The organism is Flavobacterium sp. MEB061 (assembly GCF_000834715.1).
GTDB lineage: Bacteria > Bacteroidota > Bacteroidia > Flavobacteriales > Flavobacteriaceae > Flavobacterium > Flavobacterium pectinovorum.
The window spans coordinates 26501-45878 of the sequence record NZ_JXQR01000010.1 but is presented as its reverse complement, the minus strand read 5'-3'; the positions used below and the strand labels follow the sequence as shown (position 1 = coordinate 45878).

15 protein-coding genes are annotated in these 19378 nt (G+C 33.1%); 1 reads left to right on the top strand and 14 read right to left on the bottom strand.

The annotated features are described in order from the left end of the window. Nucleotides 1-66: 66 nt before the first annotated feature. Complete coding sequence (locus RT99_RS05160) at nucleotides 67-1878, top strand: hypothetical protein (protein WP_042563677.1); 1812 nt, start codon at nucleotides 67-69, stop codon at nucleotides 1876-1878. A gap of 57 nt (nucleotides 1879-1935) precedes the next feature. On the opposite strand, the gene RT99_RS05155 is transcribed toward RT99_RS05160, so the two are convergent. From RT99_RS05155 to RT99_RS05090, 14 genes are all read right to left on the bottom strand, one after another. After that, a complete protein-coding gene (locus RT99_RS05155) occupies nucleotides 1936-2370 on the bottom strand; it encodes a YMGG-like glycine zipper-containing protein (protein ID WP_042563676.1) in 435 nt (144 codons plus the stop codon). A 285-nt stretch (nucleotides 2371-2655) separates the two neighbouring features. Continuing rightward, entirely contained in the window at nucleotides 2656-3933 is a 1278-nt protein-coding gene (kynU, locus tag RT99_RS05150) for a kynureninase (RefSeq protein ID WP_042563675.1), read from the bottom strand. Between the two features lie 183 nt (nucleotides 3934-4116). Continuing rightward, entirely contained in the window at nucleotides 4117-5166 is a 1050-nt protein-coding gene (gene queA, locus RT99_RS05145; protein WP_042563674.1) for a tRNA preQ1(34) S-adenosylmethionine ribosyltransferase-isomerase QueA, read from the bottom strand. 351 nt (nucleotides 5167-5517) lie between these two features. Beyond that, nucleotides 5518-6747: a 3-phosphoshikimate 1-carboxyvinyltransferase gene (aroA, locus tag RT99_RS05140; protein ID WP_042563673.1), complete on the bottom strand. Its 1230-nt coding sequence runs from the start codon at nucleotides 6745-6747 to the stop codon at nucleotides 5518-5520. Nucleotides 6748-6880: 133 nt separating this feature from the next. Beyond that, nucleotides 6881-7207 carry a nucleotide pyrophosphohydrolase gene (locus tag RT99_RS05135; RefSeq protein WP_012022600.1) on the bottom strand — a complete coding sequence of 109 codons (327 nt, stop codon included), beginning with the start codon at nucleotides 7205-7207 and terminating at the stop codon, nucleotides 6881-6883. 2 nt (nucleotides 7208-7209) lie between these two features. Continuing rightward, the gene (locus RT99_RS05130; RefSeq protein WP_042563672.1) at nucleotides 7210-9183 is read right to left on the bottom strand and encodes a DUF3857 domain-containing protein; all 1974 of its coding nucleotides are present in this window, start codon (nucleotides 9181-9183) and stop codon (nucleotides 7210-7212) included. A gap of 1 nt (nucleotide 9184) precedes the next feature. Then, nucleotides 9185-11203, bottom strand: a complete 2019-nt coding sequence (locus RT99_RS05125; protein WP_042563671.1) for a DUF3857 domain-containing protein — start codon at nucleotides 11201-11203, stop codon at nucleotides 9185-9187. 26 nt (nucleotides 11204-11229) lie between these two features. Continuing rightward, nucleotides 11230-13137 (bottom strand): DUF3857 domain-containing protein, encoded by a 1908-nt coding sequence (locus RT99_RS05120; protein WP_042563670.1) that lies wholly within the window; start codon nucleotides 13135-13137, stop codon nucleotides 11230-11232. Between the two features lie 63 nt (nucleotides 13138-13200). Continuing rightward, entirely contained in the window at nucleotides 13201-13653 is a 453-nt protein-coding gene (gene dtd / locus RT99_RS05115) for a D-aminoacyl-tRNA deacylase (RefSeq protein ID WP_042563669.1), read from the bottom strand. A 148-nt stretch (nucleotides 13654-13801) separates the two neighbouring features. Then, nucleotides 13802-14785, bottom strand: a complete 984-nt coding sequence (rsgA, locus tag RT99_RS05110; RefSeq protein ID WP_042563668.1) for a ribosome small subunit-dependent GTPase A — start codon at nucleotides 14783-14785, stop codon at nucleotides 13802-13804. A 314-nt stretch (nucleotides 14786-15099) separates the two neighbouring features. Further along, nucleotides 15100-16182, bottom strand: a complete 1083-nt coding sequence (locus tag RT99_RS05105) for a bifunctional 3-deoxy-7-phosphoheptulonate synthase/chorismate mutase type II (RefSeq protein ID WP_026983484.1) — start codon at nucleotides 16180-16182, stop codon at nucleotides 15100-15102. Between the two features lie 12 nt (nucleotides 16183-16194). Beyond that, entirely contained in the window at nucleotides 16195-17055 is an 861-nt protein-coding gene (locus RT99_RS05100) for a prephenate dehydrogenase (RefSeq protein WP_042563667.1), read from the bottom strand. Nucleotides 17056-17147: 92 nt separating this feature from the next. Continuing rightward, nucleotides 17148-18293, bottom strand: coding sequence for a pyridoxal phosphate-dependent aminotransferase (locus RT99_RS05095; RefSeq protein WP_042563666.1), 1146 nt, complete (start codon nucleotides 18291-18293; stop codon nucleotides 17148-17150). Between the two features lie 70 nt (nucleotides 18294-18363). After that, nucleotides 18364-19200: a prephenate dehydratase gene (locus RT99_RS05090; protein WP_042563665.1), complete on the bottom strand. Its 837-nt coding sequence runs from the start codon at nucleotides 19198-19200 to the stop codon at nucleotides 18364-18366. Nucleotides 19201-19378: the final 178 nt, after the last annotated feature.

Here is a 19378-nt window from a genome sequence, read left to right as displayed (position 1 = left end):
TGATAATTATCAGGTTTTCAGTAATTATTTTTCTTCACATTTGTTTTTATTTTAATTTGAAAACAAATGACAAAAAGGCCTTTACATACCTTTCATATTCCGGTAATGGGACTCGCTTATACTATTGACAGCCCGATACGAGTGGCGCAATACGGGATTTCGTCTGTGATTTCTATAGCCGATGATGATTTAATTGAAAAGATGCGTGATTTTTACAGCACCAAATTCAATTTTCCATATGAAGAAATAAATCAGAAATTCCATGATTATCGCGCCGAAAGAATCACTTCGTATCTAAACTTAGTAGACAAAATCGTAAAACAGAAGTTTGAAAGTTTTAAAACAGAATTAGCTGAAAGTAAAACCGCTTTAGAGAATTTTATAGCAACATTACCCAATACTTCTGACATTAAAAAAGGTTTTCAAAATTTACTGGAAGATGGAATTTTATTCAAAGAAAACATTCAAAACTACATCGAATCCAATCTTTTTCCAGGTGAAATTGATGTAAATATCATGACGAAACTGGACAAAGATAATTTTGTCAAAAATGAACAGCTCCCTATTGAGTTTAATGACGCCCATGCTGCTTTAAGAGGTTTTGCAAACAGCAATCTTGAATCTTCAGTAGTACTTTCTGCGGGAATGAATCCAAGACTTTACAGCTATTTCGAGAATTTTTCAGACTTTTTTCCAAATCAAAAAAACGAACTCAAAAAGAAAATTATTCTAAAAGTTAGTGATTTTAGATCTGCAATGATTCAGGGAAATTTTTTAGCTAAAAAAGGACTTTGGGTTTCTGAATATCGCATAGAATCAGGTTTAAACTGCGGCGGACACGCTTTTGCCACTGATGGGCTTTTATTAGGAACTATTCTGGAAGAATTTAAACTGAAAAAAGAACAATTAATTCAATCTGCCCATGAATTGATGATAAAAGTGCTGCAACAAAAAAATGCACCCATTCCTGATCAGCCCCTGCCTTTAAAAATTACCGTTCAGGGCGGCGTTGGAACTGCGGAAGAACATGAATTTTTATTAGAAAAATACGAGGTCGATTCTGTTGGCTGGGGCTCTCCTTTTTTATTAGTACCCGAAGCAACATCTGTAGACCAGACAACCCGTAACTTATTGATAAATGCGAAAGAAAAAGATTTGTATTTGAGTCATATTTCACCTTTGGGAGTTCCTTTTAATACCGTGAGAGGCACATCAAATGAAATTTTAAAACAAAAACGAATCCACGAAAATAAAGCAGGAAGCTCTTGCCCTAAAAAATTTCTGGCATTGAGTAAAGAATACGATCCTCACGGAATTTGTACAGCATCTAAAAAATATCAGGACATAAAATTAGCCGAATTAGATAGTATCAAAAACACTCTTTCGATTAATGCTTTTGAGAATGCTAAAACTAAAATCACAGAAAAATCATGTTTGTGTGTTGGTTTAGCCAATTCCTCCTATTTAGAAAATGACATTAAAATAAAAGGACAAGCCCAAGGTGTTGTTATTTGTCCTGGACCTAATATGGCGTATTTTGATCAAGAAGTTTCACTTACTGGTATGATGCAGCATATTTATGGAAATAAGTCTGTTTTAAGGGCTAAAAATCGCCCTAATTTATTTGTGAAAGAATTAAAGATGTATATCGATTATTTCAGAAACGAGATTGAAACTATTTCGGGTGAAGTTACTGCCAACCAACTTAAAAAATGGAATAGTTTTAAAGCTAATCTTCTGGAAGGTATTGATTATTATCAGAATTTATTTGAATCCGGTTTCTATTTTAGAAGCGATGCAGAAAAAATCAAATATCAGTTCGATTTTTATAAATTGGAATTAGCATCAATAAAAATTCCAACACCAGAATTAGTATAAAAACAAAACCCCGATCTGGAAATCCAGATCGGGGTTTTATATATAGCGCTATTTAGCTTACTCTTTTTTATTTTTACTGTCAATAACGGCACCTGTCCCAGTTCCTAAAGCGGCGCCGGCCAGACCACCGATAATGGCACCCTCACCTTTTTTCTTACTTACAATTGCTCCGGTTGCAGCACCAACTCCGGCACCAATTACAGCACCTTTAGCAGTAGCACTCCAGCCTTTCTTTTTAGTTGTAGTTGTCGTAGTTGCAGTATTTCCGTTTGCTGCCTGTTGATGTACCACTACCACTTTTTGAGATTCTACTCGTTGCTCTTCTTTTATTTTTGCCATCTCCGTTTTCATCGAGTCCATTACTCTTTGTTGTTCAATTGCAACTTTCATGGAATCTATACTTGCCTGTTTCGCCTTCTTCATATCCGCATTTGATTGATTCTGACAAGAAACAATTGATAGGGCTACTAGTAATATATATACAGTTTTCATGATTGTAGTTTTAAGTTATTATACACTACAAATTAACGAAGATAGCTTTTGTTTAAGTTACAGGATTTTGTGGAAAGGTTATAGAATTTGAAGATTGCCCTGTAGATTAGAACGCGGATGACGCGGATTGCTAAAGCAAAACACTGATTAAAAACGGATTTTTTTATTTGTTGATTTTTTTTCACGCAGATTTGAAATGGATTTTAGCAGATTCTTTTTGAAAAATATTTTAAAATCTGCTTAAATCTGTAAAATCTGCGTAAAAAAAAACTTTGCGAATTTCTTTTATTTTCCTAAGATTCCTTTTTTCAGAATTTGTCCAAAATCATACATATCCTCATAAGAACAATACAGTGGAACTGGTGCAAGACGAATTACATTAGGTTCACGCCAATCTGTAATAACTCCGTTTTTCATTAAATAATCAAATAAACTTCTTCCTTCGCCGTGTAAAAAAACAGACAATTGAGAAGCTCTTTCTTCGGGATTTGAAGGTGTAATAATTTCAAAATTACCTTTTACTTCCTTATCAATTTCATGCAGAATAAATTCTAAATAAGAAGTTATATGATCTCTTTTTGCAATTAAAGCATCCATTCCAACCTCAGCAAACATTTCAACTGAAGCCAGGTAAGGCGCTAATGAAAGAACCGGTAAATTACTAATTTGCCATCCTCCTGCCCCATGAACGGGATCAAAAGTTGGTTCCATTTTAAAACGACGTTCTTTATTATGTCCCCACCAGCCGGCAAATCTTGGTAAATCAGCATCATTGTGATGTTTTTCATGTACAAAACATCCGGAAGCATTTCCCGGACCTGAATTCATATATTTATAACTGCACCATGCAGCGAAATCTACATTCCAATCGTGCAATTCAAGTTTTATGTTTCCGGCGGCGTGTGCCAGATCCCAACCCACTTTTGCTCCAGCTTTGTGTCCTGCAGCGGTGATGGTTTTAATATCAAAAACTTGTCCTGTATAGTAATTTACTCCTCCAATTAAAACGAGAGCAAGTTCATCTCCAACTTCTTCAATTTTTGCCAAAACATCTTCCAGGCGGATATTATGTTCGCCCTCACGACGTTTGATTTCTACAATTGCATCTTCTGTTTTATATCCATGAAAATGAACCTGACTCTGAAACATATATTGATCTGATGGAAAAGCTTTTTCTTCGCAGATAATTTTATAACGTTTGCCTTTTGGCTGATAAAATGAAACCATCAACAAATGAAGATTTACTGTCAAAGTGTTCATTACCGTAACTTCAGATGGCAAAGCACCAACAATTTTACTCAATGGTTCTGCAAATCTTTCCTGATAATCCCACCATGGTTTTTGAGCATAAAAATGACCTTCAACGGCTAGTTCTGCCCAGTCATTCATTACTTCATCGATATAAGCTTTGGTGCGTTTTGGCTGTAAACCTAAAGAGTTTCCCGTAAAATAGATTACGCGTTTGTCATTTACTTTAGGAAATATAAATTGATCCTGATAATGGTTTAAAGTATCTTGTGAGTCAAGTTGTTTCGCGAATTCGCGTGTATTTTGAAAAGTCATTGTATAATTTTTGAAAGGTAAAAATAACAAAAAATGCTATAATAGTTAGTTAATTTTGTTTCAGGTTTCAAGTTTCAGGTTAGCTCAACGATGCGTTCAACTTGAAACCTGAAACCTGAAACTTTTAAACCATAAAAAAACCCGTCATTTCTGACAGGTTTTATATTTGATTTGACTTGCAAATTATAGAATCAACATTGCATCTCCGTAAGAATAGAATTTGTATCCTTCTTTGATTGCTTCTTCGTATGCTTTTTTCATTAAATCATGTCCACAGAAAGCAGAAATCATCATTAATAATGTTGATTTTGGTGTGTGGAAATTTGTAATCATACAGTTTGCAATACTAAAATCGTGAGGAGGAAAAATGAATTTATTTGTCCACCCTTCGTAAGGATTTAAAGTATTTTGAGATGAAACTGAACTTTCAATAGCACGCATTGAAGTTGTTCCAACTGCACAAATACGTTTTTTCGCAATTTTTGCAGCATTTACAATATCACAAGCATCTTGTTTAATGATCAATTCCTCAGAATCCATTTTGTGTTTTGATAAATCTTCAACCTCAACCGGATTAAAAGTTCCTAAACCTACGTGAAGTGTTACTTCTGCAAAGTTTACTCCTTTAATTTCCAGTTTTTTCAAAAGGTGTTTTGAGAAGTGTAAACCAGCAGTTGGTGCCGCTACAGCTCCTTCTTCTTTTGCGTAGATTGTCTGGTATCTTTCAGCATCTTCAGCCGTTACTTCTCTGTTGATGTATTTAGGAATTGGAGTTTCTCCAAGTTCTGTCAATTTGTTTCTAAACTCTTCGTAAGAACCGTCATATAAAAAACGTAATGTTCTACCACGAGAAGTTGTATTGTCAATTACCTCAGCAACTAACGAATCATCGTCACCAAAATAAAGTTTGTTACCGATACGGATTTTTCTGGCCGGATCTACCAAAACGTCCCAAAGACGTTGCTCTGAATTTAATTCTCTTAATAAGAAAACTTCAATTCTTGCTCCTGTTTTTTCTTTGTTTCCATACAAACGTGCAGGGAAAACTTTAGTATTATTAAGAATTAAAACGTCTCCGTCATCAAAATAGTTGATAACATCTTTAAACATTTTATGTTCTATAGTTTGTTTTTGACGATCGATTACCATTAAACGAGACTCATCTCTGTTTTCTGCTGGAAATTCCGCTAAAAGTTCTTTTGGTAAGTTAAATTGAAAATGTGATAATTTCATATTGGCATTGTGATTTTTAGAGTGTAGATTTTAGATTTTTTATCTAAAATTATAAATCGTGTGCAAATATACGATTGTGAGATAGGCGTTGTCAAGTGTTTTGCTGTTTATTTTCAAAAGTCGTTGATTTAGTGGCGTTTCGAGTTGATTAAAAAAGATTTTTTTTAACATATAAGTCGTATAAGCTCATTTAATCCGGATTCTTGTAAAATGTCAATAATTTATTTGGCTAAAGCCGAAAACAATAATTCATAAAAAAACCTCCAGTTAAAACTGGAGGCTATGCATTTTTTCGCCACGAATTCACGAATTATTATTTAAAATTCGTGAATTCGTGGTGAATATTTTTATTTACAATTCTGATACTTCGAAATTTAATGCTTTCAGATCATTCCAGAAATCTGGATATGATTTTGAAACTACTTCGGCATCTTCGATAATAATTGGAACTTTCAGGGCTAAAGGCGCAAAAGCCATAGCCATACGGTGATCATTGTAAGTGCCGATTTTTACATTATGATTAATATTTTGCGAAGGCAATAAAGTCAAAGAATCATTAGTAACAGAAATATTGGCTCCCAATTTTGTCAATTCAATTCTAAGCGCTTCCAATCTGTCAGTTTCTTTAATTTTTAAAGTATGGAGACCTGTTAAATGACAGCCAATTCCCAGACCTAAACAAGTTACAACAATTGTTTGCGCGATATCCGGAGTATTATTTAATTCAAAATTTACATCTTCAAACTTAAAATTCTCTTGTTTTACCAAAGTCATTTTATTGTTTTCAAACGTAGTCTGAACACCCATTTTTTCATAAAGTGATACCAACTCTGAATCGCCCTGCAAACTGTCTTTTTTATAACTGCTTAACATAAGTGAAGCGGAATCAGACAAAGCAACCAGACTAAAAAAGTAAGATGCCGAACTCCAATCAGATTCTACAACCATTTCTTTAGCTGCAACTTCTGTTTTTGGATATACTTTAATAACATTTCCTTCAAAACTGGTTTGAATATCTAAATCATTTAGCAAAGCCAAAGTCATTTTGATGTACGGAATTGAAGTGATTTCTCCTTCCAACGTCAGCTCTAAACCGTTGTCTAATTCTGAAGCGACTAGTAATAAAGCCGAAATATACTGACTGCTTACATTGGCAGCCAAAGTTACTTTTGAAGCCGTAACTTTTTTTCCTTTAATTCGTATTGGCGGATATCCTTCTTCTTTTTCATAAGAGATCTCAACGCCCAATTGTGCCAAAGCCTCAACCAAAATTTTTATAGGACGTTCCTGCATTCTGCTTGAACCTGTCATTACTACTTCTCTGCCTTCATTTACAGCAAAATAAGCTGTTAAAAAACGCATTGCAGTTCCTGCATGATGAATATCTACAATTTCATCATTTCCAATTAAAGCTTTTTGCATTACTTCGCTATCATCAGAATTTGAGGTATTGGCTAATGTAATGTTTGGAAATAATGCTTTCAGTAATAATAAACGATTGGTTTCGCTTTTGGATCCAGTTATATTTAATTGAGAATTATCAATGGTGAATGGTGAATTCGTGCTTAATTTTAAATTCATTTTTTTTATTGTAAGTGGTGAATTTGAATTATGATGGATTAGAAACCTAATTCAGGCATGCAATTTACCACTCCCCATTCATAATTCAAAATTCAAAACTCATAATTCAAAGTTTATAACTGATATTTCACAATTATTTCAATTTATCGTTGTTTTTGTGACGATCTTTATCTCTAACCGATTTTAAATCCATTTTTTTGTCAAAAGCGGCTTGTAAATCTATTCCGGTTTGATTCGCCAAACATAAAACCACAAAAACAACATCGGCCAGTTCTTCGCCTAAATCTTTATTTTTATCGCTTTCTTTTTCAGATTGCTCACCATATCTGCGAGCAATGATTCGGGCAACTTCACCAACTTCTTCGGTAAGCTGCGCCATATTTGTTAATTCATTAAAATAGCGAACTCCGTGTTCTTTTATCCAGGTATCAACGTCTAGTTGTGCATTTTTCAAATCCATGATTATATTTTTTTAAGGACAATTTTTTCATTTTGACTGACGATTATCTTCTGAAAAAACTCTTTCAGCATATCGTAATCACTTGCTGCAAAAATAGCTTTGTTTATTCCTTTTGTCACCTGAATTTGTATTTTATTTTCTTCAGTATTCATATTCATTATATAAAAACCATCTTTACCTTCTGTACTAATGCTTATTGGTTTTGGAAGCGATTCTACAACATAGCCATCCGGGATTTTTAAGAAGACATTGTAAACATTCTGATCCGGATATCCAAAATAAACTGGCATTTGTCTTTCTTCCTGAACAAGCGGATTGGAAGTGTGTGTAAAGAAAAGCAAGGGTTTTAAAAATATTTTCCCGTTAATCATATCATACGCATTGCTCCATGAAAAATTAAATTTCTCTACCACTGGTTTCGACAAATCTTCATTCTTATTTTCTAATAAATAATCTTTAATTTCGATTTTGCTCAAATCATTTTCTAACTTTTCAAGATAAGCGTCTTCATCATTATTGCTTACTTTTAATTCTCTAAATTGAAGTGCCGAATAATCTGCTCTTCTAATTCTAACTTGTCCCTGAATTTGTCTTAATTCAGGATCTATAGTGGCTATTATTGTATAGTTGCCTTTTGACAGAGATTCCGGAATAAGATCAATTTCCTGCGAAGAACCATCTTGTTTTATAAGTCTTCCTTTCCAGTTTAATAGGTTTAATGGCAAAACATTTGACGTAGTAAACTTATTCGCTGCATCTAATAAAATTTTCTTTCCATCGATTTCTGCAGCGGCAATTACATAATTAAAAACAGTACGGTTTGGAAATACAGGCACGCCATTTTCAAGGGTACTAACCAAAACCGGACTCACTTCTATACCCGCAGTTTTTAGCATCGAAATCAAAATGAAATTTATTTCTGCTACATTTCCTGTTCTTGCTTCATATGCTTTTTTAACTCCTTTGTCTACAAAATATCCATTTTCTTTATTCCAGTTCATTCTATTCTGAACAAAGTTGAATATTGCATTTAACCGATCCAAAGGCAAGTTTACATTTGCTAATAAAATTTTTAAATCTTCAGAATAATAATTTTTAAGTTTAAGCTCTTTTCCAAAACTCTCATTTTCATAAATACTAGTTGCAACTCCTTCCCATGTCTTAGTTAAATCTACAATAGGTTCACTTGGAAATCGCTTTCTTTCTAATTCATTTTGTATAGAACCTGAATAATTGCTTATGTTATCGACAAATTTTTCATTTTTTAGTGCAGGAATATTTTCAAAAGTATAAAGACTGTTAATTTGTTTGTAGCCTGTAGCAAATATTTGTTTACTCTCTACTACTTCAGTGCTTGACTTAATATTTACTTGACCGATAAGTATTGTTTTATAAATCAGGAACTCAGGAATTTCAGTTTTATACTCAAAAAAAGCAACAGGAAAAGGATATTGAAAATCGAAATCAGGAAGCCTAATCAGATTTTCGGATTTCACAACATATTTAAATTCGATAACAGACCCAACTTTTACGTTGGGCAAAGTAATCATTGCCTGATTCCAGTATTTATTGATATTGCTATTAAAAACACCTTCCCTATTTAATTTTGTTTTTACAATGACACCATTTTCCAAATTATATGTCGCTGCATTTGAAAAACTAACACTATCATCATTCCTGTTTTCATATCCTATGTAGTAAGAAACTTTATGGTTTGCCAGGTTAAGTCCTTCTTTTTTGTATATTTTGATTTTAAATTCATAAACATGATTAGCCGTAAAACCTCTTTCTGATGTATAAGTGAAAAAAGTTTTCCCTTTTTTAAATAAAACTGCTGCGGCTGCGGTAGTATCTTTTGCATTTACTTTTTGCTGTAATTCTTCAATTGTTACTTTGCCTAATTCATAATTTTGCGCGTTAATTTTTGAAATACTTAAAAGTAAAAAAGCAACCAATACTAAACCGTAAAATCTCATATTATATTCTTTTTAAAACTATTTTTTCTGTTTCTTTTGCAATCATTGCCTTGTAATATTCTTTTAGCATTTCATACTTATCAGTTCCTACAATAGCTTCATTAATTTGATGTGCAACAACTAATTGCAAAGAATTTCCGCTTACTGCAATATTATATTTGAAAGTTCCTAAATTATCCTCCATCGTCATTACTGCGGGCGCCGGCAAACTCTCTACCGAAAAACCTTCCGGAATTTGAATGGTAATATTATACTTGTCTGCAAATGGAAAACCAAAATCAACCGGATATTCTCTAACTTCCTGCTTAAAAGGATTTTTTTCATTTGTAAAAAATAACATCGGATTAATATAGATTTTACCACCAATTTGTTCGCATAAATTATTTCCTGTAAAAGAATAAGTTTCAACAATTGGCAATAAAATTTCCTTTTCGTTAGTTCTTGAATATTCGCTTATTTCAATTTTATTATTTTCATTCTCCAGTTTCTCCAGATATTCTTCTTCTTTCAAACCAGAAATATTATCCCTCGTTATCATTGCATTATAATCTGTACATTGTCTTCTGGTTTTTCCGGTAACTTTACCTTCGTTGTCAATAGTATAATTAATAAAAACATTATCACCGGATGGCTTGCTGGGCATTAAATCAACATCTTCTGATGTTCCGTCTTTTCTAATTAATCTTCCCTGCCAGTTTAGTGTTCTTAATGGCAAGATATTAGGTGTCGAAAATTTATCGGTTGCATCCAGTAAAATATTTCCATTTGGAGTTTCAACTGCGGCAATAACATAATTAAAAGCTGTTCTGTTTGGGAACAAAGGAATCCCGTTTGAACGTGTGCTCACCAAAACCGGATTTGCCGTTAAACCCGCATAACGCAACATTGCGGTAAGCATTAAATTGATATCCCCAACATTTCCTGATTTTTCTTTATATGATTTTCGTACTCCGTTATCGCAATCATAACCGTAATATCCATTCCATTTTACACTCGATTTTACATGATTTAAGATTGTCATAATTTTTTCTTCCGGAGAATCTTTACCAGCTAAAATTACTTTTAAATCATTTTCAAAATAACCGGTTTTATTTAATTCAGGACCAAAAGTTTCATAATCGTAAATTGTTTTTACTACCGAATTCCAATCTGTTGAATAAGGTTTTAATGGCTCATTTGGAAATTTTACCATCGACAATTCATGCTGAATACTTGATGTGTAGTTATCAATGTTATTTACAAAAGCCTCATCTTTCATCGCTGGAAAATTTTCTCCAACATAAGTGGTTTTTGTTTCTATATAATCAAACTTGTCCTGAGAAAATTCTGTTCTTGTAGCTGTAAACCCGCCTGAATTAACTCTTTCTTTAGAAGATATAATTATCGACTTATTGTTTTTTTCAACAGTCATTTTAGGAAAAACATATCCTTTTTGCCTTGAATTAAAAGTATAATATTCTGGAACAAAAGTTACAAATTCAGAATAATTGACCGGAATACTGGTTTGAAAATCCCATTCTCTAATCATTCTGGCTGGACTTCTAATAGTATACTTAAATTCGATAATTGAACCTTCTTTTACATTTGGCATTGTTATTTTTTTTTGCCCACTAAATTTATTGCGGACTTCATCAAATATTCCTTCGCTCTTTAACTTTGTTTTCTCGATTTTGCCATCTACTAAATTATAAGTAATCGCATCACTAAAAGAAACTTTCTCAGATATATTACTGTTGTTATAATACCAAACCTTATGAGTAACCCAGCTATAACCTTCTTTTTTGTAGATTTTAATTCTGGTCTCAACATCAGTTACCGTAACAAATCCATCGTTTTGATTGTATTCGATTCTTGAACTTCCTTTTTTATATAATATCGCTGCTGCAGCTGCTGTATCATTTGGATGTGTTTTTTCCTGTAATTCTGCAATAGACACTTTCCCTAATTTAAATTCCTGCGCAGTTACGTTTGAAATCAATAACAAAAGAATTGATAAACAAAATGGTTTAATAAATTTCATTGGTTTTGGCTTGTTTAGTTTTCTGGTTAGTTCTTGGTTAATATAATTTTGGCATTATCGTTTCTGGACACTTGTTCTATAAAAAGGCGGTATTCATCGTATTCTTTATTCGAATATTTTCCCTTATTTAAAAACATCGAACGCTTATAAACGAGTTTGTTATTTTCTTTTTTGATGATTTCGGTTTTGTATTCCCCAAATTTCCCTTTTAACTCATAGTTTGATGGTAAAAATTCGATCGTAAAACCATTAGGTAAATTAATTTCTATTTCATCAGAATCTAAATATCCACGCTGAATTTGAAATGGATTTTTTCTGTTTCGAATTCGTTTAATGTTATTTGCATTTTGATTAAAAGCATCAACGGGAAAAATTAATTTGTTGGCAGCAATTACAGCATAATTTATAGCACTTACCTGAATGTTTTCTGTAAACCGAATATTTTCTTTATCGTTAGTAAAAACTATTTTCCCAAGTTTTAAATTATTGATTTTATCCCAATATTCTTTATAATGTTTTTCTTTCTCTGTAGGCTGCAAATGTTCTATTCTTGATTTTGAACTGTATTGTGACCCTTCTGAAACAATTGAAAGTGATCCCGAAAAATTCCCGTTTTCATCTATAGTGTAATTTCCTTTGTCTGTTTGAGTATTGCCTTTGTCGTCATAGGTTTTAGTACGAACAATTTCTCCGCCTTCGGGTTTAATTATCAAAACATCTCTGTCATCTGTAAAAGTTCCCTGATAACCAAAAGGATCGTCCTGACTTGTGCATTCCAGCCATGTATAATGATTTCCGTTTGGGATACACAAAATCATGTGATTTCCCTGCATGGCAACAAAATCGGCTTCTATATTGGTTTTATAACTATCTCCATATAAAACTGTATTATACGAAGGAACATCAACAGCTTGCAAAAGTGCTTTGGTATAGTTTGTTAAAGCTTTACAATCACCGTAACCTAATCGATCGACATCTGTAGCCAACATGGGTTTCCAACCGCCAATTCCAACCTGGATACTAACATAGCGGGATTTTTTTTGTACAAAATCATAAACTAATTTTGCTTTTTTTATTGGGTCTTTTTCATCTCCAACAACAGCTTTAATTTTTGCTTTTGTTTCTTCAGGCAAATCTGTTGTTCCGGATAATATTTTTTCAGAATACCATTTGCCAAAATCAACCCAATTTGTGGCTGTTCCATCAACACCTTCTAAGTGAAAATGCTCTAAACCCATCATTACTTTAGGAAAAAGATCTTTATATGACGGACTATAATCTTCGTTTTTCTGAGCCAAAATATTGCTGGCTGTATAAGACAGTTGTGTATTGGTATCTGTTATTTTTTTTATATTAAAATCTAAAAATTGAAATTCTTTCTTTTTAAAACCCAAATCTGCCGGGTAAATTACATTTAAAAAAGACTTTTGGATACTAACACCATAACTTCTCAAAGGCATCCATTTTGGAATAAAAGCTGTTGAAGAAGTTTGAACTTCACTATTAAATTCAATTGTAAAAGGATAAGAAATAGGGGTATAATCCAAAAAGATATACCTGTTGTCTGAAAACAAAGTTCCACCACCAACAACACTTTGATCTTTGAAATCTTTTCTTTTTATTTTCTTAATTTCTTTTCCGAAAGCATCGTAAATTATAGCCTCAATATTTTTAACCGATGTTGATTTATCATAAAATTCATAAGCATCGATATCATCAAAACCTTTTTCGTTAAAAACAGTTACAACGCGATGATTTTTGGTATTCATGCTTCGCTGCGACAAAATTGTAATATCGGTTTGATCTAAGCGAACTACCGCATTGGCATTTTGTTTAAGACTATCTGAAATTGTAAATGCTGGAAATTCGCTCTTTTGAGCGGAAGAAATAACGGTAAATAGAAGAAAAAATAATGCAAAAACGAGGCTTTTCATCAGTAAGGAATTTCGCCAAATATATATTATTTTTAGAAATCCTTAACATTTGTTTATGATTTTTTACTCTCTGTTTTTACTGTCTATCAAAATAGTAACCGGGCCATCATTTAACAGACTAACTTTCATATCTGCACCAAAAATTCCGGTTTGTACTTTTTTATTGAATTCTTTTTCTAAAGATTTTACAAAATTCTCATACATCGGAATTGCAAATTCTGGTTTTGAAGCTTTTATATACGAAGGTCGATTTCCTTTTTTTGTAGAAGCGTGAAGTGTAAACTGACTAACCACAATAATATCGCCATCGATATCCTGAACAGAACAATTCATAACATCATTTTCATCACCAAAAATTCTCATTTTAATGATTTTCCCAACAAGCCAGTCAATATCTTCCTGAGTATCGGAATCTTCAATTCCAACTAAAACCAATAATCCTTTTTGAATATCGGCAGTTTTATTCCCATCCACAGTTACGGATGCTTGGGAAACTCTTTGAAGAACTATTTTCATATTTTATCTAATGATGTGGTTTTTTGCCACAGATTACACGGATTAAAAAGATTTAAATTCTAACGTTAGATGCACTGCTGTGCATCTCTACAATAAACTAATGCCTATAAATTATTAGAATTGGAATTTGGAATTTTCAAGTTGGAATTTATTTCTGATTTCTTGTTTCATCACTAATTTTGCGATCTTCATCATACGAATCTGTACGATAATTTTCTTCATCACCTTCCAGGATCTTTAAATAACTATTGTAACGCGACCAGGCGATCTCGTCTCTTTCTAAAGCTGCTTTTATGGCGCAATGCGGTTCTTCTTTATGTAAACAATTGTTAAACTTGCATTGATCTTTCAATTTGAAAAATTCAGGAAAATAACCGCTGATTTCTTCTTTTTCCATATCAACGATTCCAAAGCCTTTAATTCCCGGCGTATCGATGATTTTTGCATTAAATGACAAATCATACATTTCGGCAAAAGTAGTCGTATGCTGACCTTGTTTGCTGGCCTCAGAAATGGTTTTGGTTTTAAGATGCAAAGATGGTTCCATAGCATTTACCAAAGTCGATTTTCCAACACCTGAATGTCCTGAGAACATACTAACTTTACCAATCATCATTTCTTTTAATTCATCAATACCTTTCATTTCTGTAGAAGAAACACGCAGGCATTTGTAACCAATTTGCTGATACACATATTGCATATACAATTGATCTTCTAGCGTTGGCTCGTCAAAAGTGTCAATTTTATTAAAAACTAGAATTGTTTCGATACTATAAGCCTCGGCAGTTACCAAAAAACGATCTATAAAGTTGAATGTTGTTGGCGGATTATTAATCGTAATCAATAAAAAAACGCGATCAATATTCGACGCAATAATATGCATTTGATGCGAAAGGTTAACCGATTTACGAACGATGTAATTTTTTCTTTCGTGAATATTAAAAATCGTTCCCGTTACTGCATCCGAAGTTTCTTCGAGTTCATAATCGACAATATCGCCTACAGCAATAGGATTTGTACTTTTAATACCTTTCATCCTAAACTTCCCTTTCATACGGCATTCTATAAAATCGCCTTTTTCAGATTTTACGGTGTACCAACTTCCTGTAGATTTATATACGAGTCCTGTCATTCTTTAATTTTAGATTGTTGTCCCGAAACTTCGGGATTAGATTTCAGATTGAAAACCTAAATCTTTGCAAAGATAAATGAATAATTTTAAACATAGTCCACGGTTTCAATCCTGGCGATAAAGATTATGATTATTGATTGTGTCCACACGGTTGAAACCGTAGCTATGTAATAAAAACCAAAAATCTCCAAATCTTCTTTCGAAGAAATGGAGATTTAAAAAACAATTTAATCTTTAATTATGATATAAGAAAACTTAAATTAATGAAAACAAAAAGCTTAAAAAACTTATACCACTTATATGGTTTAAAAAAATTATGCATTGAAAATTTTCTCTTGGTGACCGATACTTTCCTGGTGAATTGCTTTGAACATTCTTAAAACAAACTCTTCAGTAAGACCTTTTTTCTCACCTTCTAAAATCATTTTTCCTAAGATTTCGTTCCAACGATTGTTTTGAAGAATTGCAACGTTTGCATCTTTTTTCACCTGACCAATTTCGTCAGCTACTTTCATACGTTTTCCTAATAACTCTAATAAGTTAGCATCAAGAACGTCGATGTTTGCTCTTAGTTTTGTCATTTTTGAACTGTACTCATCTGTAGTGTCATCCGTTTTTCTGATAGTCAAATCTTTAATGATTTGTTTCAAAGCGTCTGGAGTAACTTGTTGAGCAGCATCAGACCAAGCGTTGTCCGGATCGTAGTGCGTTTCGATAATCATACCATCGTAGTTCAAATCTAAAGCCTCTTGTGTTACTTCAAAAATCATTTTACGATCTCCTGTAATGTGAGATGGATCGATGATTAATGGTAAATCAGGAAATTTATTTTGCAATTCGATAGCAATTTGCCATTCCGGGATATTTCTGTATTTTGTTTTTTCGTAAGTCGAGAAACCTCTGTGAATAACTCCTAATTTCTCGATTCCCGCCATGTGTAAACGCTCAACACCACCTAACCATAAAGCTAAATCAGGGTTTACAGGGTTTTTAACCAAAACGATTTTATCAGTTCCTTTCAAAGTATCAGCAATTTCCTGAACTGCGAATGGATTTGCAGTTGTACGAGCACCAACCCATAAAACGTCAATATCATGTTCTAAAGCTAGTTTACAGTGCGCTGCAGTTGCAACTTCAGTACCCATTAATAAACCAGTTTCTTTTTTAGCTTTTTGTAACCATTTCAAACCAATTTCTCCAACACCTTCAAATCCTCCCGGACGCGTTCTTGGTTTCCAGATTCCTGCTCTGAATACACTAACTTTCGAATCTTTCAATTCGTGAGCAATTTTCAATACTTGATCTTCTGTTTCTGCACTACATGGTCCAGCTATCACAAGTGGGTGATTTAAATTGAAATCTTCTAACCACTTTCTCATTTCTTTCTTATTTTCCATCTTAATTCTAATTTACTTTTTAGTTGTTGTTAATCCGTTTAGTATTTCTTTTATTTTATTCGTGCTTTCCATTTCTTCAAAAATGGCATTGTAATTTTCTTCTTTTAACAAATCCCTAAACCGACTCAGGTTTGAGATATATTCTTCTAATGTTTCAATAACATGTTCTTTGTTTTGCTTAAAAATTGGTGTCCACATTGCGGGAGAACTTTTTGCTAAACGAACGGTACTTTCAAATCCACTTCCCGCCATGTCAAAAATATCCTGTTCGTCTTTTTCCTTATTCATTACTGTTTTTCCGAGCATAAACGAACTAATGTGCGACAAATGAGAAACGTAAGCAATGTGTTTATCGTGCGAAATCGGATCCATATATCGAATTCTCATTCCTATTTCTGCAAAAAGCTTCAACGCCTTTTCCTGCAATTTAAAAGTGGTTTTTTCCACTTCACAAATAATATTCGTTTTCCCCTGAAACAAACCTTTTATTGCTGCCGAAGGTCCTGAAAACTCTGTTCCTGCAATAGGATGTGTTGCGATAAAGTTTCTTCTCTTCGGATGACTTGCTACAGCTTCACAAATTGGCTTTTTAGTGGAACCTACTTCAAAAACAATTGTTTTATCTCCAACCAAATCCAGAACTTTAGGTAAAACCGTCAGCGCTACATCAACAGGAACTGAAACGATTACAAAATCGGCTTCAGCCAAATCTTCAAAACTTCCTGCTTTCTCGATAACACCCAAATCAATTGCTTCCTGCAAATGTTTTTCGTTATTATCTATTCCAAAAATAGTTGCGTTTGGATGTTTTTCTTTGATGTCCAGCACCATCGAACCGCCTATTAACCCTATTCCTATTACGTATACTTTCATATTTATTTTTTGTTTCTTAACCGCAAAGTTCGCAAGGCTTTACGCAAAGTTCGCAATCTAAAATCTTGATTCTTACTTCTAAAATCTTAACACTAAAACCTATCAATCGCTTCTTGTACTTTTTCCTCTTTTACACACAATGAGAATCTAATATATCCTTCACCGTTACTTCCGAAGATTGTTCCCGGTGTTATAAAAATATGTTTCTCGTATAATATCTCGTCAATGAACTTTTCTGCTGATTCAATTCCTTCCGGAAGTTTTGCCCAGACAAAAAGCCCAACTCCTTCTTTATAAACTTTGCAACCTAATTTTTCTGCTAGTTTTTCTGTTAATTCTCTGCGGCGTCTGTAAATTTTGTTTTGATCTTCGAACCAGGATTTATCACAATTTAAAGCTGCAATAGCTCCTTTCTGAATTCCGTAATACATTCCGCTGTCCATATTGCTTTTTACTTTTAAGACTGCGTCGATAATTTCAGGATTCCCTAAAACCATACCCACTCTCCAGCCTGCCATGTTGAAGGTTTTACTTAATGAATTTAATTCCAGAGCCACATCTTTTGCGCCTTCAACCTGCAATAAACTCATTGGGTTATCATTTAAAACAAAACTATACGGATTATCGTTGACCAATAATATGTTGTGTTTTTTAGCAAAAGCAACCAATTTTTCAAATAACGCTAAACTTCCTCTCGCTCCTGTTGGCATGTGTGGATATCCCAGCCACATAATTTTTACTTTCGAAAGATCTAATTTTTCCAAAGCTTCAAAATCCGGTACCCACGCATTCGCTTCTTTCAAATCATAATAAACCGGAACAGCTCCTACCAAATTAGTTACCGAAGTATACGTTGGATAACCCGGATTTGGAATTAAAACATGATCGCCTTCATTCAAAAATGCAAGTGAAATATGCATAATCCCTTCTTTTGAACCCATCAAAGGCAAAATCTCATTATTCGGATTTAATGCAACACCAAACTGATTCTGATAAAAATCTGCCATTCCTTTTCTCAATTCCGGTAATCCCTGATAGCTCTGATAACCATGCCCATTCTCATCTTGAATTGCTCCGGCAACCGCCTCAATTACTGCTTTCGATGGACTCAAATCAGGGCTTCCAATTCCCATATTGATGATAGATTTTCCTTCAGACTGCAGTTGTCGAACTTCTCTCAATTTTGATGAGAAGTAGTATTCTTCAACTGTATCTAATCTTTTTGCTGTTGTAATCATTTTTTTTTTGCTTTACGCTTTAAGCTGTAAGCTTTAGGCTCTTTAACTAATAACTTTTAACTAATAACTTCTAACCTATAAAAGGTTTAGTGTTTTTATATTCTCCCAAAACCTTTAAATATTCTGCCATTATATTTAGTAACGATTTGGCTTTTGCAAAATCTTCATATTTCTCAAATGTTACATCTACGAAAAACGAATATTTCCAGGGAGTTTCAATTTTTGGAAGTGACTGAATTTTCGTTAAATTCAATTTGCAATCGCTCATTACATTTAAAACCGCTGCAAGGCTTCCTCTTTTATGATCTAATTCAAATTTAATTGAAGCTCTGTTAATTTCGCTTTCCGGCAAAAATGAATTCTGCTTTTTGATAATCACAAAACGAGTCATATTGTTTTTAATCGTTTGAATTTCCGGTGCGATGATTTCCAAATCATACATTTCAGAAGCTACTTTACTCCCTATAGCTGCAATTCCGGTTAATTGTTTTTCCTGAATTCTTCTTGCTGTTTCTGCCGTATCTTTATCTTCAACCAATTTGATATTTGGATATTGTTTCAAAAAATCCATGCATTGCAATAATGCCATTGGGTGCGAATGAACTTCTTTTATATCTTCTATTTTCTGACCTTTTAAAGTCATTAAATTTTGATGAATGCTTAAATAATGCTCGCCAATGATGTGTAAATTATTCTTGTCAATCAAAGCATAATTCGGAATAATTGGCCCTGCGATCGAATTTTCAATTGCCATAACCGCCTGATCAGATTTTCCGGAAAGCAGGCTGTCAACTAATTCTTCAAAAGACAAACATTCATCAATAGCCACATTTTCAGAGAAATATTCCTTCACAACCTGATGATGAAAAGAACCTTTTATACCTTGTATTGCAATTTTAGTTGTCATATATTCAAAAAAAAATCCTGATTTGCATCAGGATTGTATATTAGTTTTATTTGTATTTTATATTTTTCAAATAACCATAGCACAATCCTCACTTCTACTAAAGAAGAAATAAAAAGAGTTGCTAAAATAAAAACGGTTATTAGACATTTTGTTTGTGTTTTTCAATAAATTCTCTGCG